Below are 22,752 nucleotides of genomic sequence, written 5' to 3'. Positions count from 1 at the left end.
CATGGAAATGTATGACTTTTGTATCACCCTAACACAAAAATCATACACTGCATATCAAAAAAGAGTAGAAAAAAACCAGATTGCTCTGGTCCCTTACTATTTTTCAACGATTGTTTTTCCGTTGTACTCACCACATGAACACATTTTGTGTGGTTGTTTGTATTCACCGCACACTGGACATTTCACCAATGTAGGTGCAGCTAATTTATAGTGAGTTCTACGTTTTGCTTTTCTTGTTTTTGAATTTCTTCTCTGTTGTACAGCCATGTTAGCACCTCCTACTTAATCTTCCAATTTGAATTCTTTCAACTTTGCTAAACGAGGATCGATTTCATCCTTTTTGGACAATTCATAGTCTTCCTCTTTGACAACTTCCCAACCGTCACCTTTAGGATACTGTTTTAATCCCTTTTTGACAACCTTTAAAGGAACCTCCATCAGTATCAATTGAAAGATCACCGGTAATAACTCTACGACATCACCTTTAACTTCGTGTACATCTTCATCATTTGTTTTATCAAAAGAGAACACTTCTAAAGATTTTGTATGGAAATCATATTCTACATCCTCTAAGGTTATAGAACACGGTACTATCATCACTCCACTGATATCCAGATCTGCAAATACCCGATCACTTTCTGTATCGTAATGAATATTTCCTGATACCGTAACATCTTGTAATCCCCTGATCTGATGCATTTTCGCAAATACTGTCGGATCAAATGAAATCGTATCATCTAGTTCAATGGTACCATTTGGTGCCTGTAACAGTTCAGCTTTGCTCCATTTCAAAAGAATCACCTCGTTGTCTGACCTACCCTATTATAAGGAAAATCTTGCATAAAGTCAACTAATTTCGCATATACATAGGCTAGCTTATATATTAAATCACAAAAATAAGGTAAATGAAAGACTTTTTTTCATTTTTTTCAAGAATTTCTTATCATTTACTGTTTGCGTACCAGTTCATAGAATGCCAAAACATCTTCATAGACTTCTTCTTTGATATCTTCATTCAATATCTCATGACGTTTTCCTTCAAATAATCGTGCACTCACATTTGTATAGCCACGCTCTTTCATAAAACCGGCAGCTTGTTTAAATTTCGTTTCATTTCCAATACATGGGTCCTCACTACCTGCGATAAAGCGGATTGGTAAATCTTTATGTTTCATTGCCCAGCCATTTGCATCATATACATCCATCATGATCGTAAACAGATTTTCAAAGCCGTTCAATGTAAAGATAAATCTACATAATGGATCTTCATCATATGCCTTTACCACGTTTTGATCACTACACAGCCATACGTTTTCACTGTCACCTTCTGAAAAAGCTTTATTATTAGAACCAAAGGCCATCTTTTGAATCAGTGGGCTGCGATAGTGCTCGCCTTTTATCTTTTCCATCGCTTTCACAAGCAGTTTGCCAGCCTTCGCTGCCTTATTTTCACTTGGAGAGCCACAAACCACAAGTGCGTCAATATCATCATCGTATCGTTTACAATAACAGCGTACCAGTAAAGAACCCATGCTGTGTCCAAACAGGAAGAATGGAGCATCTGGATATTGTGTTTTTAAAAGCTTGGTGAGCTGATGAATATCTTCAATTAAATAATCCCCTGTTTTATCATGAAAATAACCCAAATCATCTTTGGAAGCTATACTTTTTCCATGACCACGATGATCATGCATCACACATACATAGCCATGTTGTGCTAAAAACTGCATGAATGACAGGTAGCGTTCTTTATGCTCCGCCATCCCATGTACCATCTGAATCACACCAACAATCGGTGTATCCGGCACTACTTTTACAGCTGAGATGATTAGTTGATCCTGTTCGCTTGGAAATGTAAATTCTTGTATCTTTGCCATAGAGAATCCTCCTTTTGTTTCATTGTATCATAATTGTAAAAGTTATGATATAATTTCGGGTAGTGTGGTACCCTATTTTAGACGAACAGGAGAAATTGTATGAAAGTTACAGGTATTGTTAGTGAATATAATCCTTTCCATTATGGACATCAATATCATATCCATAAGACAAGAGAACTTACTCAATGTGATGTGCTCATCAATGTAATGAGTGGACATTTTGTGCAAAGAGGAGAAGCATCCCTTGCTTATAAGTGGGATCGTGCACGCAAAGGGATTGAAGAAGGTTGTGATATCGTTATCGAACTTCCTTATATCTATGCGACGCAGAGCGCGGATGGCTTTGCCTATGGTGCGATTCGTTCTTTACAACTGGCAGGTGTTGATCATATCGTGTTTGGCAGTGAAAGCAATGATCTGGATGCATTAAAACAGATGGCAGAAATTACCCCAGCATATGATCCCAGTAAATCTTTTGCGCAAAGCACACAGATGCAAAGCAATGATATATTAGGTGTTGCCTATATAAAAGCATTAAAGGATACAGACATCACACCATTATGTATCAAGCGTACAAACGGATATCATGATCTTGAAGTCAAAGGCAATATCGCAAGTGCTACAGGAATCAGACAGCGGTTTCTTCAAAAAGAAGATGTACGCTTTTTAACCCCGTTATCAGAAGCATTACACGCATGCTTTGCGATGGAGCATTATTACCCTTATTTACAAATGTTGTTATTCACACAGGCAAAACAGCAGTTAGAAAGCATTTTCTTAATGGAAGAAGGTCTGGAAAACCGTATGATTACATGTGCAAAACAATGTACAACGATGAAATCTTTCGTGGATGCCTGTATCTCAAAACGATATACCCGAAGCAGAATACAGCGAACAATTCTTCAGATATTAACCCAGACAACAAAGCAAGAAGTAAAGCAGCTGCCGGATTTACAACATATTCGTATATTGGCAATGAATGAAACCGGCCGTGCCTATGTAAAACAATTGAAGAAAACAGAAGTCATAATTGCCAGTCGTTTTAATCAGATTCCAAAAGCATATCGAGAAATGGATTTAAGGGCAGCATCTGCGTATGCTATTCCTTTATCTAGTGAAGAACGTTTAAGCTTCATAAAAAAAGAACTACAGTCTTTTATACAGGTGGGCTTATGATGTGGTTATATATCTTCATTGTATTGCTTGTTTTACAGTTACCTATCTTATACTTCTTTCCAACACCGCCAAAAATGAAAAAGGGTGTGGTCTATGATGTATGCATCGTATTAGGCTGTCCAACCAAAGATGATGGCAGTATTTCCCGTATGCAGAAAAGCCGTATGGATAAAGCAATTGCCTTATATCAGGAAGGAAATGTAAAGCGCTTATTGATCAGTGGTGCTGGTGTACGCAATCATTTTGTGGAAGCAGATGTGATGGCAGATTATGCACGCAGCTGTGGAGTACATGCATCTGATATTCTAAAAGAAAAGAATGCACGTAATACATATGATAATCTTCGATATGCGAAGATGTTGTGTAAGGAGCATGGCTATCAGCACATCGTGGTCGTATCCAGTTGTTTCCATATACGAAGAAGCAGTTTCTTTGTGCGCAAGTTCTTTGATGAATTTGCGATGTGTCCAACGGATGGGAAAGAAAAAATAAAGCATTATATTTCAGAGTATTTCCGTATGTGGAATACCTTGTATTTTGAAATCAAATTAAAGATAAAAAACAGGTGACACATTGATACGTGTTACCTGTTTTTTATAGTATTCCCTGTTTCCATAAATATAAGCCAATGACACCACCAATTCCTGCGCCAATCACACGAACACAAAGCTTTGTTCGATCAATGGATGCCAGCTTGTTTTTTAGTTGTGTGATGTTTATAGCCAGCGGTTTATGGTGGGGATATTTTATCAAATAGAAGCCAGCGATGGATATCATGGCGCCACCTATCAAGCCTCGTATAAAGCCTCCATCTAATACAAACTGGATGGCTGCGCCAATGAAAGAGCCACAAGCAATGATATCTGCTTCACGCAATGTTTTGTGTGTATGAAGATCCATTTCCTCTTTCAGCAAAGTATCAATAGAAACATCAAAAAGCCTTGAGATGGCAATGATGTTATTGATATCCGGCATGCCATTATTTCCTTCCCATTTTGCGATTGCCTGTCTGGATACATGTAATACTTGTGCCAGTTCTTCTTGAGAATAGCCTTTTTGAGAACGTAATGTTTTTAACTTTTCTGCAAATGTCATTTTTATCACCGCCATTATTTTAGCATATCCCCTCATTTTTTGTCAGCAACCATACGTGGCATTTGCGCTACCCTTTGTGGACATAAGAAAAGATGCAGATAATTCTGCATCTAAAATGGGTAATGATAAAGTGCGGTTGTAAATTCAGAAACAAATTGTCCTGTTTTCAATAATTTGAAGCCATTTCGTTCATACATCGCACGAAGCTTCGTTTTCTTTTCACGTACGTCAATACGTACTTCTGGATAGCCTTCTTTTCTTCCCTTTTCCTTGAAAAAGGTAATCAGTGCATCCGCATATCCTTTACCAGAATGATGGGGATGTACAACGATTTTATGAAGATAAAGGGCAGCCCCTTTTGGCTCATTCGGCCAATATAATTCATCGATATCAACGATAAAGCATCCGCCAACAATTGAATTGTTTTCTTCTGCTACATAATAATCGTCAATCGTATATAATTGTGAAAAGCATTCCCAGCTTACCTGTTCTAAACGCCACTGATGCATGTCATGGGCATCGTTATATAATACACGATCATGATACATGGCTTCTATTGCGGGAATATCTTTTGTTGTCGCTTTACGAATCTGCATTACTGAATCACTCTTTCTACGGTGCGTACACTATTGATTTTTCTTAAATTTGCCATCAGTGTATGAAGATGTTCGGCGTTTTCTACAACGACCGTCATCTTTGTGGTAGCACTGATCTGGTCTTCATCTACAGTAGAATCTACATGTTGTAGACCTGCTTTGCATTGTGATACCACTGTCACAATATCACTTAACAGATAATTACGGTCGCTGGAATGAATGATCAGCTTAACTTCATAAGTTTTCTGTTCAAGATTTTCATCCCATTCCACGGCAATCAAACGTTTCTTTTCATTGATGACGTTTGGACAGTCGCTGCGATGTACCTTGACACCAGCACCTTTGGTGATATATCCAACAATATCATCTCCTGGTACAGGTGAACAGCAATTTGCCAGTGTGATTTTCATCGAATCAATGCCAGCCACTCGAATACCAGTACTGCTGACTTTACGTTTACGATCCTGTCGGTTAAACATACGCTGTAATTCTTCATTATCAATAGGAACACTTGTTTTGTGTTTTACCAAACGATCAATAACAGCTGGCAAAGATACCTGTTTTACCCCAATCGCAAACATCAGATCCTGATAAGAATTAAAGCTTAAGCTTCCGGCGATACTTTCTACTTTCTTTTGATCGGTATAAGTTTCTACATCAAGATTACGTTTTTTCAGTTCATCCTGAAGCATTTCTTCCCCTTTTTTGATATCCAGATTGCGTCGTTCATTTTCCTGTTTTTGGAAGAAAGAGCGTATCTTATTTCTGGCATGTGCACTTTTAACAATTTTGATCCAGTCTTCACTTGGCCCAGGTGATTGTTTACTTGTACGAATGGATACAACATCGCCTGTTTTTAATTTGGTATTTAAAGGTAACAGCACTCCATTGATGGTTGCGCCAACGGTATGATGCCCCACCTCTGTATGTACACGATATGCGAAATCAATCGGTGTAGAACCATTTGGCAAAGCAATTACTTTTCCTTTTGGTGTCATACAGTATACATTCGCTTCAAAGATATCCTTTTGTAGAAGATTCATATACTCCATAGAATCATCATTGACATCATCACTCATCACACTGAAATCTTTCAGCCAGTGCAATTGTTCTTCGATTTCTGACTGGTTGACTTCACGTCCGCCATTCATATTTTCCTTGTAACGCCAATGTGCAGCAATCCCTTGCTCCGCTACTTCATCCATCGATTCTGTACGTATCTGTATTTCAAATATATTGCCATCATCCGCAACGATGGTACTATGTAAGGATTGATACATATTCATCTTCGGCATAGCGATATAATCTTTGAAACGACCAGGTATCGGGCGGTATTTCGCATGTATATACCCTAATATTTCATAACATGCCGTATCACTGTCTGTAATGATACGAATCGCCAATAAATCTAGAATTTCTTCAAACCGTTTATTTTTAGTATTCATCTTTTTATAAATACTGTAAAGATGTTTACTACGTCCAAAGATACGATATTGAATATGATGATCATCCAGCAGATCACTGATTTCTTTGATCATCCGCTGTACCTGTTCATCACGCTCTGCTTTACGTTTTTCTACCAATCGCGCAATTTCATAGTATTTCTCTTTATTTAAGTATTGGAATGATAAATCCTCCAGCTCATTTTTGATATCGCTGATACCTAGACGATGTGCAATTGGCGCATAGACATCTAATGTTTCTGCGGCAATCTTTTTCTGTTTTTCCGGCGTCATATATTGTAATGTTCGCATATTGTGCAAACGATCTGCCAATTTAATCAAAATGACACGCACATCTTTTGCCATCGCAATAAAAATCTTTCGATGGTTGCTGGCAAGATATTCTTTTTCATCCTTAAATTTAAGATTCCCTATTTTTGTGACAGAATCCACTAAAGATGCCACTTCATTTCCAAACATCTCTGTGATTTCTTCTAGTGTAACATCGCAGTCTTCCACCACATCATGTAAAAGACCAGCCGCTATCGTTCTAGGCCCTGTCCTTAACAACGACAAAATGTACCCGACTTGTATCGCATGGATAATATATGGTTCTCCACTTTTACGATATTGTCCGGTATGATTCTTCTCAGCACATAAATATGCCCGTGTGATCAGATCGATGTTTTCTTCTTTTTTGATGTACTTTTTAACTTCCGACATCATTTCGTCAAAAGTTACCACCTGACTACTTACCATACACTTATCACCCACATTCTAAAAAAGGGGAACACCCCTTCTTATTCGTAAGACATCAAAGCAAATACAGGATATTCCTTTAAATGCTCTCTGCCGTTTAATCCAGCCAGTTCTATCAAAAAGGCACATCCGGCAACGACACCACCCAGCTCTTTTACCATCTGAATGGTTGCATCCACAGTACCACCGGTTGCAAGCAGATCATCAACGATCAACACACGCTGTCCTTTTTTGATACTGTCTTTATGTACCTGCAGCTCATTGCTGCCATATTCCAGATCATAAGAAACACTGACTGTTTCTCTTGGAAGCTTTCCTGGTTTACGAACAGGAACAAAACCGATTCCAAGTTCATAAGCAACCGGACATCCAAAGATGAATCCTCTTGATTCAGGTCCAACCACAACTTCTGCATTTACTTCTTTTGCGAATGCAATGATTTCATCACATGCTTTTTTAAATACATCACCATCTGCCATTAATGGTGTTACATCACGAAATAAAATGCCATCCTGTGGAAAATCTGGAATATCCGCAATATAATCTTTATAATTCATAAAGTAATAGCCTCCTTAAAATACTTCTTCATTATAGCAAATTTAAAAGGCATTTAAAATGCCTCTCTTACAAAAATATTCACTTTTTTCTTTCCCATGAAACGATTTATGGAAATTGTTCCAATAAAATTCATAGATTTTCTTTCAAAAAATGTATCATATGCTGTCTTATCATGAAACAATACTGCTTCTACTGTTTCATTGATGACCCATTTGACATGCTCTCCATTTCCCATTGGCTTGATTTGTTCAACCGCTACATTTTGAAGATAGAATAATGGTTCATCAAAGCCATGGCCAAAGGGTGCTAGTTTCTGCAGGCTTTCTACCTCCAGAATACTGACCTCCTGAATTGTTAAAGGAATGACTTCATATTCATCTTCACAAGGTGTGATACAGGTTTTGGCTTTTTCATTTAAATAATCCTGTACATCCTGTTTATTTTCAATTCGAAAGCCAATACCAGCTGCTGCTTTATGTCCTCCATAACTGTCTAATACATCCATACATTCATCAAAAAATGTGGTTAGATCCAGATACCCTTGTGATCGGATACTGCCTTTTAATAATTCTTCATGTCTGCTTAATACCATGACCGGCTTTTTGATCTCTTCTGAAAGTTTTCCTGCCACAAGGCCTACAATACCTTCATGGAAACTGTCATGATACAACATCTGAAAATCATATTCGGGATGAATTAATGATTTAGCTGTTTCTACCATTTCATCACTCATTTTTTTACGATGTTCATTTAACTGCTGGATTTGTTTGGACACACGCTGTATTTCTTCTGCATTTTGAAGCAGTAAATATCTGACCATATTATTCACATTGACCTTATCTGCTAAACGCCCCATGACGTTTAATTTTGGTACGACCTGAAAAGCAATCAATGTTTCATCCCATTTGGGATAACGATCATTTGCTAATGCCTGAATTGGTTTACAGACACCCTGTTTTAAATACTGGATTCCAATACGTACAATATCTCGGGTTTCATTTTTTAATGTCATTACATCCGCAATAGAGGCAACTGCTGCCAGTACAATGTGTTCTTTGATATCTCCCAATAAAGCACGGGATATCTCTAAAGCCACACCAGCACCGCTAAGATATTGAAATTCCTCGCCCATTGTAAATGGGTGTAACAGTAAAGAAGCTTCTACTTCCGCTTCTTCCATATCGTGATGGTCAGTGACAATGACATCCAATCCCCGTTTTTTTGCCTCTTGTAAAGCATCAAAAGCTTTTACTCCATTGTCTACTGTAATTAATAAACGATATCCTTTTTCATCTGCCATCTTCACGGTATCAGGATGTAAACCATATCCTTGTTTAAATCGATCAGGTATATAAAAGCCACAGGCAATGCCAAACTGGCATAAGGCATCAAATAATATCGTCGTCGCACAGATGCCATCAGCATCATAATCGCCACAGATCAACACTTTTTCATGATGGGCTTTTGCCTGCTTAATACGTGCAATGACTTCTGGCATATGTATTGCACACATCGGATCATGTAGGATGGGGGCAGATAAAATCTGGGATATCTGTGTATAGTCCAACTGTTTAGCGGACAACACTTTCGCACATAGATGGGAAAGATGTAAGGTGTTTTGTATTTCTTCTGTTTTTGATATATCTTGTAATGTTATTTTCATGTAATTTATCACCTTGTCTATTGTATCATAATTCTTACAAAAACTCGTCAGAAATGCTAAAAGAAAAGATGGCGCATGTCCATCTTATTCGTTTTAGTAATCATTCATTCCTGGAATGATCATTTCTTCTATATCTTCTTTTTTACGTTTTTTCTTTGTATGCTTCTTAGGTTTGTGGTGGATACGAATCTGATACCACAGCTGTGCTGCGATAAATAAAGATGATCCAGCACCAAAGAACAATCCTATGAATAACATCAAACAGAATGTATTGATGGCATTACTTCCCATCAACAACAATGTGATAACTGGCATCATCGTTGTTAATGTAGAAAGAATAGAACGTGTTGCTGTCTTCTGCAATGCATCATTGACAATTTCTTTATATCTTTCTTTTGTGATAACTTCATGCTTATTAGCTTTTACATTGTCACGTATTCTATCAAATACAACAATTGAGTTATTAATAGAATAACCAATGATCGTTAGTAATACCGCGATAATTTCTGTATTCATTTCCAAACGCAGAATTGCACAGAATGCTATCATGACCAACAAGTCATGAATCAGGGCAACGATACCACTGATTGCATAATCCCATTTGAAACGGAATGAGATATAAATCATAATACCGATCCATGCCAGAATAGAAATCAAGAATGCATTTTTCACTAACTGACGTCCAATAATTGGTGTTACAGTATTGTCGTTTACATCATGATGATAAATATCTTTCAGACTTGCTTTTACGCTGTCCATTTTTTCTGTTTCAATTGCTTCTTTTACGAATACAGTTGCAGTTGTATCGCCTTTTCCATTGATCTTAATACTCTTAGTATTGATACCAAGATCTTTTAACTGGTCTTTTAATGTAGATGCGTTAATTGCATCATCACTTACCACTGTGATTTTTGTACCACTAGTAAAGTCAATACCAAGATTTAAGGCTTCATTGCCATTAAAGCCATTGAAAGCCATAAAGCCAATACCAATCACCAACACACTGATTGTCACAGTAATAAAGTATCTTGCTTTTCCAACAAAATCAAATTTTGCGAATTTTCCATAATAGAAACGTTCTTCACCTTTGTTTACATCTGGAACACGTGTTTCTTTTACGCCAAACAGTTTTAATTTACCATCCAGACATCCACTGTCAACTAACATCTTTAAGAAGAATTTTGCCACAAATACGATCAATAACAATGTAGAAATTGTAGATACGATCAACATTGTCGCAAATCCTTTGACACTTCCTGTACCTAATAAATACAGAATCAGTGCGGAAATAAAAGTTGTGAACTGAGCATCAAAAATAGTAATAAAAGATTTACTTGTTCCTTCATAGAAGGCTGTTTTTACACTTCTTCCAGAATACAATCCATCACGGATTCGTTCAAATGTTAAGATATTGGAGTCTGCCGCCATACCAACACCCAACACTAATGCAGCAATTCCAGATAGTGTAAATACACCACCCATCAGATTATAAATCAGGAATACAACAAATACATAAACAGCAATGGTGATTGCGGAAATGATTCCTGGTAACTGATAGTATAAAATCATAAACAACATAATGGCAATTACGCCTACTGCACCAGCCATCATTGTGGATTCAAAAGCATTCATACCATAGTCTGCTGTTACTGCATTGGTATATTCTTCACTCATCTTCACTGGCAAGGAACCAGAATTGATCAAATCTTTTAATTCTGTTGCCTCTTCTTTTGTAAAGTTACCAGAGATTTGTACAGTATTGCTGTTTAACCCTTCTTTTACAGTTGCCGCAGAAACATAATTTGGTTTTTCTGTCTTGCTTTCTGCTGCATAAGAATCTTTAGTTTCATCAAAGTCTAACCATGTTACCATCAGGTTGGAGCCAGTGCCCATTGCAGCAACCTTCTTTGTAGCTTCATAGAATTTCTCTGTATCTTTTACTTTTAAATTTACAAGATAACGGCCATACTCATCTGTTCCAAGTGTTGCGCCGCCTTCTTCAAGTACGCTGGCATCCATCAACAGATTGTCGTTGATATCACGGAATGTCAGGTTAGCTGTTGTTGAAATGATACGTCTTGCTTCATCTGCATCTTTAACACCAGCCAATTGTACACGAATCTGATCATCACCTTCGACTGTGATTTCAGGTTCGTTGACACCTAATACGTCAATACGCTTGTTAATGGATTCTGCTACAGCTGTCATATCCGGCAATGTTTTGCCTTCTAACGGTGTGATTTTATAAAGAATTTCAAAACCACCCTGCAGATCCAGTCCCAATCTCATATTTTTTGCAATCCATGGACTTCCAAAAATCATCATTACCACAACGGTCACAATGGAAATACCAAAGACTACCAAACGGGATTTTTTCATTGCTTATCTCCTCCAAACAAGTCATCAAAGTCATTAATCTTCATTTTAGAACCCGCAATGATCGCCTCTGTAGACAAATAGGCAACCACTTCGTTTGCATCGATTTTCATTACATCATCTATGGCTTCATGAAAGCTTTTGGGCTTTTGAAACTTCCATTTTGCGATTAATGCACTTTCTACATGCTGATATGTTAAAGAAGACAACTGAGTTCTCTGAAGTTCGCTTGTTTTCAGGGTAATCGCTAATTTCAGATATTTATCATCAATGTTATTCTGAATCTCCATAGTCTCCTCCTCAATATCGCTGTTTAATATTATAGCATTATTTTATTTGATTGCACATTGTTTTTTTAAATTTTACATATCCTTATGTATCTTGCACTCATGTACCATCCTATGTATACACACTTTCTTTTATGTATATGTGCCATTTACATATTTTAAAAATCTGTTCATATACTATATCGAAAGCAGGTGCTTTATGAAAAAAACGATCATCCGATCTACTTTCTATCTTGTCATATTATCCGTTATCGCCAAGGCATTATCCTTTATTGTCCGCATCCTATTAGCCCGCAAGTTAAGCGGCGATGCTATGAATTATTATTCCCTCGCCTCTTCTACCATGGTATTTATGATCACCCTAGCTCAAATGGGTATTCCCAATGCCTTAAGCAAGGTCATTGCCCAAAGTCACAATCCTCATAAGCCATTAAAGGCAGCTATTTTTTTATCTGTCTGCAGTAATGTGATTATTATCATGCTATTTCTGTTTGCCATTCCTTTTATGGCACATGTGATATTAAAACAGGATGTGATTCTGCCTGTTTTATATGCAATATTGCCTTTGATTCCGATTGTTACGATATCCGGCATATTAAAAGGGTATTTATTTGGCATACAGCGTCATATGTCTGCGACTGCATGCCAGTTGTTTGAAGAAGGCAGCCGTATTATCTTTCTGTTAATCATCTTTGATCGATATCCTTTGCTGGATGCTGTATCCATGGCACGTTTGGCGATGATATCCATCAGTGTTGGCGAAGTATTCAGTTCTATCTATATGTTGTTATCATTATTGATAAAAAAAAGAACACCGCTTCATGTTCCTGCCTTATTCCATGATCTGCAACGAAAAAACTTTGATGAAGTCTTACATGTATCCATTCCTATGACAGGCAGTCGCCTGATTGGTTCGCTTACCTATTTTTTAGAACCGATCGTCATGGTTTATGGTTTATCTGCCCTACAATCCCAGGCGATGATCAATGCCTATGGTTCTGTGAATGGCTATATTCTTCCCATCATCACCATGCCTTCCTTTTTGACCATTACCTTAAGCAACTTTTTATTGCCTTCTTTTACGTATCATTATACAAGACATCATGAAGCACAGGCGAATAAGCTGTTTACAACTATTTTAGGATGTTGTTTTCTTGTGGGGATGGAATGCAGTGTCATTTGTTATTTTTATAATGAAGAATTGTTACAGCTGTTTTATCATACAAATAAAGGCGCATTATTATTGAAGCAGATGGCTTGGCCTTTTGCATTATACGCCTTGCAACCACCTTTATCCAGCATGCTTCATGCCCTCTCTTTAAGTAAAAAAACCGTATCAGATACCCTGGCAGGTTCCCTGATACGGATTGGCTGTGTTGCTTTTCTTTCTTCCCAAATTGGTCCTGCAGCATTAAGTATAGGGATCACTGCTGGAATGCTAGTCACAACCCTTATGCATGCATTTCGTTTGTTCTTTTCCTTTAGAAAAGCGTATTCCTAGATTTTATTTCTTTTTTAATCACAAAAAAGCCATTCTTCTGCCAAAGGCATAAAAACACATCAGACATGTTTTCTATGCCTTCTTTTTCCAGCTCTCGCTTTAACCAGGCACTGTCTTTATGTAAATCCTTTAATGCTTTCTCATTCACAGTTCCATCACTGATCAAAGGATCTGGATGTTTGACTTTACATTTATCCTTGGCAAGAATGCTTAATGTGCCATTATTTTCTAATACCGCAAAAGCAACTTCATCTGGAGAACACAGATCCTTGCTTCTGATCTGACTCATTAAATCATCCATGCTGTAACGATTTTTTTGCATAGCTTCCTGATTTATATGACCATTATGAATCAAAATAACATCTTTACCATCAAATACATCTCTGGCTTTTTTACTTTTCAATAAGAACCAGGAAATAACGATTTGTAAAAACGCCAGTGTAAAGATAGGTACCAGTGATTTCATAATACTTTCATCCGCATCTGTAATACTGATAGCTAGTAATTCACTCATAACCAGATAAATGACGATATCAAATACACTCAATTCCCCTACCTCTCTTTTTCCCATTAAACGTAATGCAATCACGATGACGATATACACCACAAAACATTTGACCATTAAATTAAGATATTCCTGCATTTGTCTTCCTCCTTGCATAGTTGACCACATTCACACATAGAATACATTGAGGTGAAACACTTGAAACAGATATGTAAAATATCATTGGAGTCTGTTGCACTCCTTTGTGCATCCACATTGTTATTTTCTCTTATTTTTGCGGCTTTATACTATTTTATGCTGATATCTACCTCTACCTTCCATATGGCTAACTGGATAAGTGGGGTAATTGCGTTTGTGATTGGTGGTGTTTTTCTGGGGATATTAGCACAAAAAAAAGCGTTGTTACACGCTTTTGTGATTGCTTTATTGCTTTTTATTTTATGTATGTTGCTTTCTCATAGCTATGAATTTATGTCTATTTTACAAACATTGAGTAAATGTTTGGCATATATTCTTGGCTGTATGATTGCCTATGCAAAGTTTAAAAAGGCTTAATCCTCCAGCACAAACAGACCTTCTCGTAAGTCATAGCCTAAATGCTGGTATGCTTTTTCCGTCACAACACGTCCTCTAGGTGTACGGTTGATAAAACCAATCTGTAAAAGATATGGTTCATACACATCTTCCAGCGTCATTGTTTCTTCTCCAATACTGCTGGCAAGAGCATCCAGACCAACAGGTCCACCTTTGAAACGTTCAATGATACCCTTAAGATATTTATGGTCAACGGCATCTAAACCTAAGTGGTCAACTTTCAGTTTATCAAGTGCCATTGCGGCGATTTCTAATGAGATATAGCCATCATTCATCACCTGTGCAAAATCTCGCACCCTGCGAAATAAACGATTGGCAATACGTGGTGTTCCTCTGCTTCGTCTAGCGATTTCCAAGACTGCTTCTTCATCGATATCGGTATCCATGACACGAGCAGTTCTTCTTAAAATCTGCATCAGTTCCTCCAACGTATAAAATTCCAATTGTGAAACGATACCAAAACGATCACGCAAGGGAGCTGTTAAATCACCTGCACGTGTCGTTGCACCTACCAATGTAAACGGTGGTAAATCCAAACGAATGCTTCTTACGGATGCACTGTCTTTTCCTACCACGATATCAATGCAGTAATCTTCCATGGCAGGATACAGAATTTCTTCTACCTGTTTAGGAAGACGATGAATTTCATCGATGAATAACACATCTCCAGCTTCTAATGTAGATAAGATTGCGGCTAAATCGCCGCTTTTTTCTATGGATGGTCCACTGGTTGTTTTGATATTGCCACCCATTTCATTTGCCAGAATATAGGATAAAGTTGTTTTCCCAAGTCCTGGAGGGCCATACAACAATACATGGTCCAATGCTTCATTTCGCTGTTTGGCTGCTTCAATAAAAATTGACAGATTTTCTTTTAACTGTGTCTGTCCGATATATTCCTTCAGGCTTTGTGGACGCAAAGACGCATCTTCATCAAAGCTTTGATGTTCATTTGATAATACTCGCTCCATTTGCTAGACTCCTTTTCTTTTCGCTAACATTGTCAAAGCGCTTCTTACATACTGATCAGAAGTTTTATGATCTAACGCTAATAATTCTTTTTTGATGCTGTTTAATTCACTTGTCTTATATCCCAGTGCTTTTAAAGCCTCGATTGCATCCGCAAGTTCCAAGTTTTCTTCTACTTCGATTTCACTTACTTCTTCCACTAATTTGCCTTTTAAATCTAATACAATCTGGGAAGCTGTTTTTGCGCCGATGCCAGGCAGTGATTTCAATTTCTTCACATCATTTTGTTCGATTGCCATGATCATTTCCTTCGCAGGACATACGCCCAGCATTGCTAAAGCGGTTTTTGGTCCTACTCCCTTAACTGATATCAGCTGTAAGAATAAATCATGTTCCTCCATCGTTGTAAACCCAAACAGGGTCAGTGCGTCTTCACGAACATGCATATATGTATACAATGTCACTTCGGCGTTTAATTTCACTGCCGCTGGATTAGAGATATATACACGATATCCCATCCCGTTATTTTCAATAATCAAAGAATCATTGGTATAGCTGTGTATTACACCTTTTATAAATGCTATCATACTTATCACCTGCCCTTTATTGTACCATAGACATCTCTTCAAGACTAGCGATTCTGTCATCTCTTGCTGGAAGTTTTCGATACACACTGACAAGCATCGTAAGAAAGCTTGCACTTCCTCCTATAAAATTACTGATCGGCTCTGCCAGAAATACGCCCATCACACCAAGGGATGGTATGGTAGGAAGCCATAAAGTCAATGGCACTACGATGATGACTTTACGAAATAAAGAGAAGAAGATTGCCTGTCGGCTTTTATTTAAAGCCACAAAGCTTGATTGTCCACAGAATTGAAAAGCCATCATAAAATAGCCAAAATAATACAACCTTACTGCCGGTACACCTTTTTCAAGCAGTAATGCATCATCATTAAATATTTTAATAAAGATATCTGGTATCGCCAGAGTGATTAACCACATGATCACCATATAGCTGACACAGACGACACTCATAAAACGAATACATTTTTTTACCCGGCTAAAACATCCTGCACCATAATTAAAGCTCATAACCGGTTGGGAACCATTGGTGATTCCACTAACCGGCATTGTGATAACTTCACGGATGGAATTTAAAACGGTCATGACACTGATGTAAATATCCCCGCCATATTGTTGTAAGGTCGCATTACATACAATTTGCACAAGGCTGTTTGTGATAGCCATGACAAAGCCAGACATTCCTAGTGTTATAATTTCTTTAACAAGACAAAGCTTTAGATGCATGGATTCACGTTTTAGTTTTATAATCGTATCCCCACCGCTTAGAAAATACAATACCCATAGCGCAGATACAAATTGTGAAATAATTGTCGCAATCGCCGCACCTTTGACACCTAAATCAAAGACAAAGATAAATAATGGATCTAATACCAAATTTAAAATGGCGCCTATGAGTACCGTATACATACCCGTTTTACCAAAGCCTTGTGCATTGATAAAACTATTCATACCCAAAGAAATCATCACAAAGATACTGCCACATAAGTAAATAGAAATATAATCGTTGGCATATGAGAATATCGTATCACTCGCACCAAATAGATAAAGGATTGGCTCCTTAAATAAAAAGATCACAATGGTCAATATAACGCCACATATAATTAATAACGCAAATGAATTCCCCATGATTTCTTCTGCTTTACTCTGATTGTTTTTTCCCCGTTCAATGGAAAACAGTGGTGCACCACCCATACCAATCAGATTCGCAAAAGCTATGACAATTGTGATAATTGGAAATGTGATACCCACCCCAGCTAATGCATGGCTCGCCACATGTGGCAAACGACCGATATACACACGGTCAATGATGTTGTATAACACATTGATGAGTTGTGCTAATGTCATCGGCACTGCCAGATTCAGTATATTTCTTGAAATCTTTCCTTTTGTAAAATCATTTTTTTCCATCATAAAACACTCTTTTCTATCCAAATTTACGTTTATTATATCACGTATGTCAATCGTATGATAAGGAAAGAAAAAAGTGTTACAGTGAATCAACGATCATTTCAAATAGCTGGCCCAAGTGAAATATTCCTTTCGATACGCCATAAAAGAAGTTTATGATCAAAATCATGATTGCCACCAGCATCAAACTACCTGCAAGTGAGCTTGGCAGCTTACAGAAAAAAGATATACACAATAAGATCATCATGGCGATATTAACACTGATCAGCTTACGATATAATGTTTCTTCATATCTTCTTAACACATGCAGAAAATTGGTTAGGTTTCCATATTGGTCTTCAATACCCAGACTTGTAATATCCTTTGTATTAAATGGATGCTGTGTTATAATCACTGCATCTTTTATTTTGCGTTTATGATTATGTAAGTCTGTTTCAATTGCTTCTATCCCTTTATGATATACAACATCATTTATATATCCATAAGCTTTTAAGCTTTTTAAACGTTCTAACTCCATAGCAGAGTCCACACATACGATCATTTTTTTATGATGATCTGCAAAATACTGGAATAAATCCTCTACTTCTTCACAATGCATGATATAGGCATCGACATATATCCATTGTTTCCACGTAAAGTTGATCATGAAAGCTCCCACCAGTCAAACATTTCCAATAGAAATGCACCAACGGTATACACACCGCGATACAAACCAAAAAGAAAACTTATGCCAATGCAGATTGCGCACATAACGATATATAAAGGACCATTTGGCATTGTCAATACTCCATGATATACAATCTGTGTGATGATAAATACACAAAGCAAGACAATGGTTGTCAAAATGGTAAACAACATACGATCATACAAAAATTTATAATGGATAAAACGTTCCGGACTGCCATATTCCACAATGGTATCCACCTGTTCAACGCCAGGCATCCATTCATGTGGATCACCCATAATCGATACACACAGCGATTGTTTGATCTTATGATATTTTGCGATATCAGGTGTCATCCCCCATATTCCGATATCCATATTTTGAACAGCATATGCCATATAATCAAACAGCTCATGCTTTCTCATTTCTTCTTCCTCTTGTTCATCCTTGACTACTAACACCATTTGTATGTGACGTTTGGCAAACAGCTGAAATAAATCTTCTGCATTGGATGCTAAAAATACATCCACACCAATATACGCACGTTTTTTCCCTGCAAAGTTAATCATACCCGACCCTTCTTTCTGCTTTATATAAAGTATATACCATAAATAGCATATGCACAACAAAAAAATCTGAAGACTTTAAAAAATCTTCAGATTTGCTTTTGTATCAACATCATATAGCTCATGCTCATCTACTTCCCACAATATGCATGCTTCTTTATGACGATGCACCACTTTTTTTCCACCAACATCTCCCACCAGCGATAAAAGCTCTTCATAATACACAGCTGGAAAAATAATTGGGTTTTTTATAATACCATGTGTAGATGCACACAGAATATGGGTGCCATCAAAATGCTCACATAACGCTTTGATGCTGTCGGTTTTCAACCATGGCTGATCTCCTGCCAAAAACATACAGCCATCAGATGTTAAACTTGCTTCTAATCCAAGATGCAGGGAATATGAGATTCCTTTTTCAGGACTTGGATTATATACCACAACAAAGTCGTATTGCTTCGCTAATGCTTCTACTTTTTCGTATTGTGTCACAACAATAACTTGATCAAAACATGCTTTGGGGATATGTTGAAACACATGCTCCACAAGAGCGATTCCATGATATGGATATAACAGTTTGTTTTCCTGAAACCTTGTACTGTTTCCAGCAGCTAAAATGACTAAATTAATCTTCATCCTGTTTCAGTAATACTTTTTCAGCAGTGATTGGCAAGGTTCTTACATGCATGCCACTTGCATGGGCAACGGCTGAAGCAATCGCAGGAGATGGCGTATTGATGACAACTTCTCCAATGGATTTTGCGCCAAATGGGCCACTGTCTTCATAGCTGCTTTCAAAATCTACACAAATTCTTCCTACATCCAAACGTGTCGGTATCTTGTATTGCATAAAGGAGTTATTACGCATTTTTCCTGTATCACTATAAGTAACATCTTCATATAAAGCCATTCCTATTCCTTGTGCGATACCACCTTCTACCTGAATTCTGGCAAGGTTTGGATTGATGATAGTACCACTGTCCACAACCGCAACATAATCCACCATAGTGATTTCACCTGTAAGTTTATCCACGTCAACCTCGGCAATACCTGCCATAAAAGGAGGTGGAGATGTTGGTGAACAATGGGATGCATTTGCAATCAGACAAGCACCTTTGCCACCCGCAAAACAGATATTCGCAAAATCTGACAAGCTCATTTCTTTACCATCTTCAATTGCATATATTTTTTTACCATCAAAGCTGATATGTTCTTTTTCTACATCCATCAATACAGCTGCTTCTTCTATGATTTGTTTCTTTAAGACTTCACAGGCTTTTACCACAGACATTCCTGTCACATAAGTAGTCGCGGAAGCATAAGAGCCGGTATCATATGGGGATGCATCGGTATCTACACCTTGTGTTACAATCTGATCAACATCACATTCTAAACATTCTGCGGCCATCTGTGCCAAAATTGTATCACAGCCCGTACCCATATCTGTCGCACCGATTGCCAGAGTATAAAAGCCATCATCCTGTAATTTGATAATAACAGAAGCGATATCCACATTTGCGATTCCACTTCCCTGCATAGACAAGGCAACCCCTAATCCACGCATCTTATCTCCCATATCACGCACGATGCCTTTTTCTTTCCAGCCAATCATATCCATGGCTTTCTTCAGGCAGCGATCTAATGCACAGGCATTTAATTGTTCTCCATAATACTGTGGCATGACTTCGCCTTCTTTAACCATATTCATAAAGCGTAATTCACATGGATCCAAATGCAAAGCTTCCGCAAGTTCATTGACTGCGGATTCCACCGCAAACTGTCCCTGCGTTGCGCCATATCCTCGATATGCCCCTGCCTGCATCGTATTGGTATATACAACATCACAATGGAACCGTGATGCTAGCATATGATTATAAATTGGCAAGGATTTATGACCACTTAATCCAACGGTTGTAGAACCATGTTCTCCATAAGCTCCGGTATTGGACAACGTATGTAAATCAATCGCAAGGATTTCTCCGTTTTGTTTTGCGCCAATCTTTACATGCATTTTCATTTCATGACGGGAATTGCTGGCAGTAAAAGTTTCTTCTCTTGTATAAACGATTTTACTTGGTTTCTTTAATTTCCATGTCACAAATGCCGCAAAGATTTCACAACAGCCTGTCTGTTTTGCGCCAAAGCCTCCACCGATTCTTGGTTTTACAACACGTATCTTTGTTTTAGGAATACCCAAAGCATTTGATAACATACGGCGAACATGGAAGGGCACCTGCGTAGAGCTGACAACATTCAAACGATCAAATGCATCTACATAGGCATAAGAACGAAATGTTTCCATCATTGCCTGCGCATTGGCTTTGGTATGGTAATCACGTTCAAGAATGATATCACACTGATCAAATGCAGCATCTAAATCACCAACAATACTTTCATCGTGTGAACAGATATTACGCATACGCTCATTTCCAATTTCACAAAGCGTTTTATAATTATCTTCTGCATGTACGATGACTTCATTATCAATTGCTTTTGTAAAGTCAAGAACAGCATCCAGCACTTCATATTCAACTTTGATTAATTTTAATGCTTTATTGACACATGCTTCATCTTTCCCTGCAACGATAGCAACTTCATCCCCTACATAACGAACAACATCTTCCAAAATCTGACGATCATATGGAGATGGCTCTGGGAAGGTCTGCCCAGCTAGGGTAAAACGCTCCTGTGGTACATCTTTATAGGTATAAACAGCTTCAATACCAGGCACTTTTTCCGCAAGTGTGGTATCGATCGATTTAATTTTTGCATGGGCATGAGGAGAACGTAGTAATTTAATGATCAGACAGTCTTTTAACGCAAGATCATCACAATAAACCGGCTTCCCGCTTAATAATGCATATGCGTCTTTTTTTACGATGGGCTGATTCACATATTTCATGCTTTCCCCTCCTTATCTCTTGCCAGGTATTTTTCAACAGCACGCAGCTGTCCCATATATCCTGTACAACGGCATAAGTTTCCGGCAAGGTAATGATTGATTTCATCAACATTTGGATGATCTAATTCTTTATCCATGGCAAGTACGTTCATGATAAGTCCAGGGGAACAAAAGCCACACTGTTCTGCGCCTTCATTTGCCATAAATACCGCAAACTCATGTGCTTCCTTTTCCAAGCCTTCCAATGTTGTGATTTCATGCCCGTTTGCACGTGCCACAAGCATGCCACAGGATAGAATTGGTTTTTCATCCATCCAGACAGTGCATAACCCACAATTACTTGTTTCACAGCCTCTTTTCACACTGTAACAGCCATGATCTCTTAAAAAATCTAGCAGCAGCATATCATCCTTGATATCCTCTTTGATCATGGTACCATTCACTTTGATCATTACCTGCATACACATCCTCCTAACTGCTTCATTGCTTTTTCCAAGAATGCATTTTTTAATGCTATACGATATGCCTTACTACCACGCATATTATCCGCAAACAAATCATCACAAATACTTTGTTTCATCGTTTCTACATCACAATCCAGCGGGAAATCAAAACGCATGGCACGTTTTGGTCTTGCGCCAATACTGATACGATAAGCATCCTTTGTCTTTGCGATTGCCATATTCAAGGTAGAAATATCTGTCGCACTTTTTCGCATACACAGAAATAATGTTTCTAATTGCTCCTTGCGAATATAAATATGTGTTAAGATATCACGTTCATATTTCATTTGAGCATAGTCTTTAATATTGACTTTTCCTGCATGATACAGATATACATCACAATCCAAAACAAGTAAAACACTTAGAATATCAGAGAATCCAAAACGTGAATACAGCGAACCACCCAAGGTTGCCATATTACGAAACTGCACCCCTACGATATCCTGAAATGCACTTTGAAACAGCCCGTTGGTAAGTGCATTAAGACCTGGATGTACTTCCAGTTCACGAAGCGTTGTCATTGCGCCGATTGCAAAGCCATGTTCATCTTCTTTGATTTGATCCAGTCCTAAATCAGATAAATCAATACCTGTTGGAATACTTCGCTCCTGCATCTTCAACCACATCATTCCGGCGATGATCTGATTATTTTTGTTTTTGGTTAAAAGCGTATATGCTTCTTCCAGACTTTTTGGTTTCACATATTGTAAAATTTGCAAATCAC

General features: G+C 37.8%; 24 protein-coding genes. 4 read left to right on the top strand and 20 right to left on the bottom strand.

The genetic code is table 11. The annotated features are described in order from the left end of the window. Positions 1–96: 96 nt before the first annotated feature. From rpmF to DW761_RS05440, 3 genes are all read right to left on the bottom strand, one after another. Positions 97–267, bottom strand: coding sequence for a 50S ribosomal protein L32 (rpmF, locus tag DW761_RS05450; RefSeq protein WP_117454572.1), 171 nt, complete (start codon positions 265–267; stop codon positions 97–99). Positions 268–282: 15 nt separating this feature from the next. After that, positions 283–792, bottom strand: a complete 510-nt coding sequence (locus DW761_RS05445; protein WP_117454573.1) for a YceD family protein — start codon at positions 790–792, stop codon at positions 283–285. Between the two features lie 155 nt (positions 793–947). Beyond that, positions 948–1,877, bottom strand: a complete 930-nt coding sequence (locus DW761_RS05440; RefSeq protein ID WP_117516671.1) for an alpha/beta fold hydrolase — start codon at positions 1,875–1,877, stop codon at positions 948–950. A gap of 99 nt (positions 1,878–1,976) precedes the next feature. On the opposite strand from DW761_RS05440, the gene DW761_RS05435 reads away from it, so the two are divergent. Further along, positions 1,977–3,053 carry a nucleotidyltransferase family protein gene (locus tag DW761_RS05435; RefSeq protein WP_117516669.1) on the top strand — a complete coding sequence of 359 codons (1,077 nt, stop codon included), beginning with the start codon at positions 1,977–1,979 and terminating at the stop codon, positions 3,051–3,053. After that, the gene (locus DW761_RS05430; RefSeq protein WP_117516667.1) at positions 3,050–3,622 is read left to right on the top strand and encodes a YdcF family protein; all 573 of its coding nucleotides are present in this window, start codon (positions 3,050–3,052) and stop codon (positions 3,620–3,622) included. The genes DW761_RS05435 and DW761_RS05430 overlap by 4 nt, the downstream gene beginning before the upstream one ends. A 25-nt stretch (positions 3,623–3,647) precedes the next feature. On the opposite strand, the gene DW761_RS05425 is transcribed toward DW761_RS05430, so the two are convergent. From DW761_RS05425 to DW761_RS05395, 7 genes are all read right to left on the bottom strand, one after another. After that, positions 3,648–4,148, bottom strand: coding sequence for a helix-turn-helix domain-containing protein (locus DW761_RS05425; protein ID WP_117516894.1), 501 nt, complete (start codon positions 4,146–4,148; stop codon positions 3,648–3,650). Between the two features lie 110 nt (positions 4,149–4,258). Beyond that, the gene (locus DW761_RS05420) at positions 4,259–4,744 is read right to left on the bottom strand and encodes a GNAT family N-acetyltransferase (RefSeq protein ID WP_117516665.1); all 486 of its coding nucleotides are present in this window, start codon (positions 4,742–4,744) and stop codon (positions 4,259–4,261) included. Further along, on the bottom strand, positions 4,744–6,945 hold the full coding sequence (locus tag DW761_RS05415; RefSeq protein ID WP_117516664.1) for a RelA/SpoT family protein: 2,202 nt from the start codon (positions 6,943–6,945) through the stop codon (positions 4,744–4,746). Before DW761_RS05415 ends, DW761_RS05420 begins: the two co-directional genes overlap by 1 nt. Before the next feature lie 41 nt (positions 6,946–6,986). Further along, entirely contained in the window at positions 6,987–7,502 is a 516-nt protein-coding gene (locus DW761_RS05410; RefSeq protein ID WP_117454579.1) for an adenine phosphoribosyltransferase, read from the bottom strand. Positions 7,503–7,555: 53 nt separating this feature from the next. Beyond that, a complete protein-coding gene (locus DW761_RS05405) occupies positions 7,556–9,166 on the bottom strand; it encodes a single-stranded-DNA-specific exonuclease RecJ (protein WP_117516661.1) in 1,611 nt (536 codons plus the stop codon). Between the two features lie 93 nt (positions 9,167–9,259). Next, a complete protein-coding gene (secD, locus tag DW761_RS05400; protein ID WP_117454581.1) occupies positions 9,260–11,545 on the bottom strand; it encodes a protein translocase subunit SecD in 2,286 nt (761 codons plus the stop codon). Continuing rightward, positions 11,542–11,832 (bottom strand): post-transcriptional regulator, encoded by a 291-nt coding sequence (locus DW761_RS05395; RefSeq protein ID WP_117454582.1) that lies wholly within the window; start codon positions 11,830–11,832, stop codon positions 11,542–11,544. Before DW761_RS05395 ends, secD begins: the two co-directional genes overlap by 4 nt. Positions 11,833–12,028: 196 nt before the next feature. Between DW761_RS05395 and DW761_RS05390 the strand changes: the two genes are divergently transcribed. After that, positions 12,029–13,330: an oligosaccharide flippase family protein gene (locus DW761_RS05390; RefSeq protein ID WP_117516659.1), complete on the top strand. Its 1,302-nt coding sequence runs from the start codon at positions 12,029–12,031 to the stop codon at positions 13,328–13,330. Here the strand turns inward: DW761_RS05390 and DW761_RS05385 are convergent. Beyond that, the gene (locus tag DW761_RS05385; protein ID WP_117454584.1) at positions 13,311–13,973 is read right to left on the bottom strand and encodes a DUF421 domain-containing protein; all 663 of its coding nucleotides are present in this window, start codon (positions 13,971–13,973) and stop codon (positions 13,311–13,313) included. The genes DW761_RS05390 and DW761_RS05385 overlap by 20 nt on opposite strands. 51 nt (positions 13,974–14,024) lie before the next feature. On the opposite strand from DW761_RS05385, the gene DW761_RS05380 reads away from it, so the two are divergent. Beyond that, positions 14,025–14,390, top strand: coding sequence for a TIGR04086 family membrane protein (locus DW761_RS05380; RefSeq protein ID WP_233513030.1), 366 nt, complete (start codon positions 14,025–14,027; stop codon positions 14,388–14,390). On the opposite strand, the gene ruvB is transcribed toward DW761_RS05380, so the two are convergent. The 9 genes from ruvB to DW761_RS05335 form a co-directional block, all read right to left on the bottom strand. Beyond that, positions 14,387–15,400 carry a Holliday junction branch migration DNA helicase RuvB gene (gene ruvB / locus DW761_RS05375; protein WP_117454586.1) on the bottom strand — a complete coding sequence of 338 codons (1,014 nt, stop codon included), beginning with the start codon at positions 15,398–15,400 and terminating at the stop codon, positions 14,387–14,389. The two genes, DW761_RS05380 and ruvB, sit on opposite strands and share 4 nt — an antisense overlap. A 3-nt stretch (positions 15,401–15,403) precedes the next feature. Continuing rightward, positions 15,404–15,985, bottom strand: coding sequence for a Holliday junction branch migration protein RuvA (gene ruvA, locus DW761_RS05370; RefSeq protein ID WP_117454587.1), 582 nt, complete (start codon positions 15,983–15,985; stop codon positions 15,404–15,406). A 16-nt stretch (positions 15,986–16,001) separates the two neighbouring features. Further along, positions 16,002–17,396 (bottom strand): MATE family efflux transporter, encoded by a 1,395-nt coding sequence (locus DW761_RS05365; RefSeq protein WP_199485594.1) that lies wholly within the window; start codon positions 17,394–17,396, stop codon positions 16,002–16,004. Between the two features lie 76 nt (positions 17,397–17,472). Further along, on the bottom strand, positions 17,473–18,039 hold the full coding sequence (locus DW761_RS05360) for a hypothetical protein (RefSeq protein ID WP_117516655.1): 567 nt from the start codon (positions 18,037–18,039) through the stop codon (positions 17,473–17,475). Continuing rightward, positions 18,036–18,626: a hypothetical protein gene (locus tag DW761_RS05355; protein WP_117516653.1), complete on the bottom strand. Its 591-nt coding sequence runs from the start codon at positions 18,624–18,626 to the stop codon at positions 18,036–18,038. Before DW761_RS05355 ends, DW761_RS05360 begins: the two co-directional genes overlap by 4 nt. Positions 18,627–18,701: 75 nt before the next feature. Next, a complete protein-coding gene (locus tag DW761_RS05350) occupies positions 18,702–19,259 on the bottom strand; it encodes a nucleotidyltransferase family protein (protein ID WP_117516651.1) in 558 nt (185 codons plus the stop codon). Next, a complete protein-coding gene (locus DW761_RS05345; RefSeq protein ID WP_117516649.1) occupies positions 19,249–21,525 on the bottom strand; it encodes a xanthine dehydrogenase family protein molybdopterin-binding subunit in 2,277 nt (758 codons plus the stop codon). The genes DW761_RS05350 and DW761_RS05345 overlap by 11 nt, the downstream gene beginning before the upstream one ends. After that, positions 21,522–21,986: a (2Fe-2S)-binding protein gene (locus tag DW761_RS05340; RefSeq protein ID WP_117454592.1), complete on the bottom strand. Its 465-nt coding sequence runs from the start codon at positions 21,984–21,986 to the stop codon at positions 21,522–21,524. The genes DW761_RS05345 and DW761_RS05340 overlap by 4 nt, the downstream gene beginning before the upstream one ends. Next, entirely contained in the window at positions 21,977–22,747 is a 771-nt protein-coding gene (locus DW761_RS05335; RefSeq protein WP_394336549.1) for an FAD binding domain-containing protein, read from the bottom strand. Before DW761_RS05335 ends, DW761_RS05340 begins: the two co-directional genes overlap by 10 nt. Between the last annotated feature and the right edge of the window lie 5 nt (positions 22,748–22,752).

Origin of the sequence: Absiella sp. AM29-15, assembly GCF_003434225.1 — a bacterium.
GTDB classification, from domain to species: domain Bacteria; phylum Bacillota_I; class Bacilli_A; order Erysipelotrichales; family Erysipelotrichaceae; genus Hoskinsella; species Hoskinsella hominis.
Note: the sequence above shows the minus strand (reverse complement) of the source record. Positions and strands in the feature narration are given on the sequence as shown.

Excerpts from the sequence above, each read along its gene's own strand:
- rpmF (WP_117454572.1), bottom strand. The coding sequence starts at position 267 with ATGGCTGTACAACAGAGAAGAAATTCAAAAACAAGAAAAGCAAAACGT.
- DW761_RS05440 (WP_117516671.1), bottom strand. The coding sequence starts at position 1,877 with ATGGCAAAGATACAAGAATTTACATTTCCAAGCGAACAGGATCAACTA.
- DW761_RS05435 (WP_117516669.1), top strand. The coding sequence starts at position 1,977 with ATGAAAGTTACAGGTATTGTTAGTGAATATAATCCTTTCCATTATGGA.
- DW761_RS05430 (WP_117516667.1), top strand. The coding sequence starts at position 3,050 with ATGATGTGGTTATATATCTTCATTGTATTGCTTGTTTTACAGTTACCT.
- DW761_RS05425 (WP_117516894.1), bottom strand. The coding sequence starts at position 4,148 with ATGACATTTGCAGAAAAGTTAAAAACATTACGTTCTCAAAAAGGCTAT.
- DW761_RS05420 (WP_117516665.1), bottom strand. The coding sequence starts at position 4,744 with ATGCAGATTCGTAAAGCGACAACAAAAGATATTCCCGCAATAGAAGCC.
- DW761_RS05415 (WP_117516664.1), bottom strand. The coding sequence starts at position 6,945 with ATGGTAAGTAGTCAGGTGGTAACTTTTGACGAAATGATGTCGGAAGTT.
- DW761_RS05410 (WP_117454579.1), bottom strand. The coding sequence starts at position 7,502 with ATGAATTATAAAGATTATATTGCGGATATTCCAGATTTTCCACAGGAT.
- DW761_RS05405 (WP_117516661.1), bottom strand. The coding sequence starts at position 9,166 with ATGAAAATAACATTACAAGATATATCAAAAACAGAAGAAATACAAAAC.
- secD (WP_117454581.1), bottom strand. The coding sequence starts at position 11,545 with ATGAAAAAATCCCGTTTGGTAGTCTTTGGTATTTCCATTGTGACCGTT.
- DW761_RS05395 (WP_117454582.1), bottom strand. The coding sequence starts at position 11,832 with ATGGAGATTCAGAATAACATTGATGATAAATATCTGAAATTAGCGATT.
- DW761_RS05390 (WP_117516659.1), top strand. The coding sequence starts at position 12,029 with ATGAAAAAAACGATCATCCGATCTACTTTCTATCTTGTCATATTATCC.
- DW761_RS05385 (WP_117454584.1), bottom strand. The coding sequence starts at position 13,973 with ATGCAGGAATATCTTAATTTAATGGTCAAATGTTTTGTGGTGTATATC.
- ruvB (WP_117454586.1), bottom strand. The coding sequence starts at position 15,400 with ATGGAGCGAGTATTATCAAATGAACATCAAAGCTTTGATGAAGATGCG.
- ruvA (WP_117454587.1), bottom strand. The coding sequence starts at position 15,985 with ATGATAGCATTTATAAAAGGTGTAATACACAGCTATACCAATGATTCT.
- DW761_RS05365 (WP_199485594.1), bottom strand. The coding sequence starts at position 17,396 with ATGATGGAAAAAAATGATTTTACAAAAGGAAAGATTTCAAGAAATATA.
- DW761_RS05360 (WP_117516655.1), bottom strand. The coding sequence starts at position 18,039 with ATGATCAACTTTACGTGGAAACAATGGATATATGTCGATGCCTATATC.
- DW761_RS05355 (WP_117516653.1), bottom strand. The coding sequence starts at position 18,626 with ATGATTAACTTTGCAGGGAAAAAACGTGCGTATATTGGTGTGGATGTA.
- DW761_RS05350 (WP_117516651.1), bottom strand. The coding sequence starts at position 19,259 with ATGAAGATTAATTTAGTCATTTTAGCTGCTGGAAACAGTACAAGGTTT.
- DW761_RS05345 (WP_117516649.1), bottom strand. The coding sequence starts at position 21,525 with ATGAAATATGTGAATCAGCCCATCGTAAAAAAAGACGCATATGCATTA.
- DW761_RS05340 (WP_117454592.1), bottom strand. The coding sequence starts at position 21,986 with ATGCAGGTAATGATCAAAGTGAATGGTACCATGATCAAAGAGGATATC.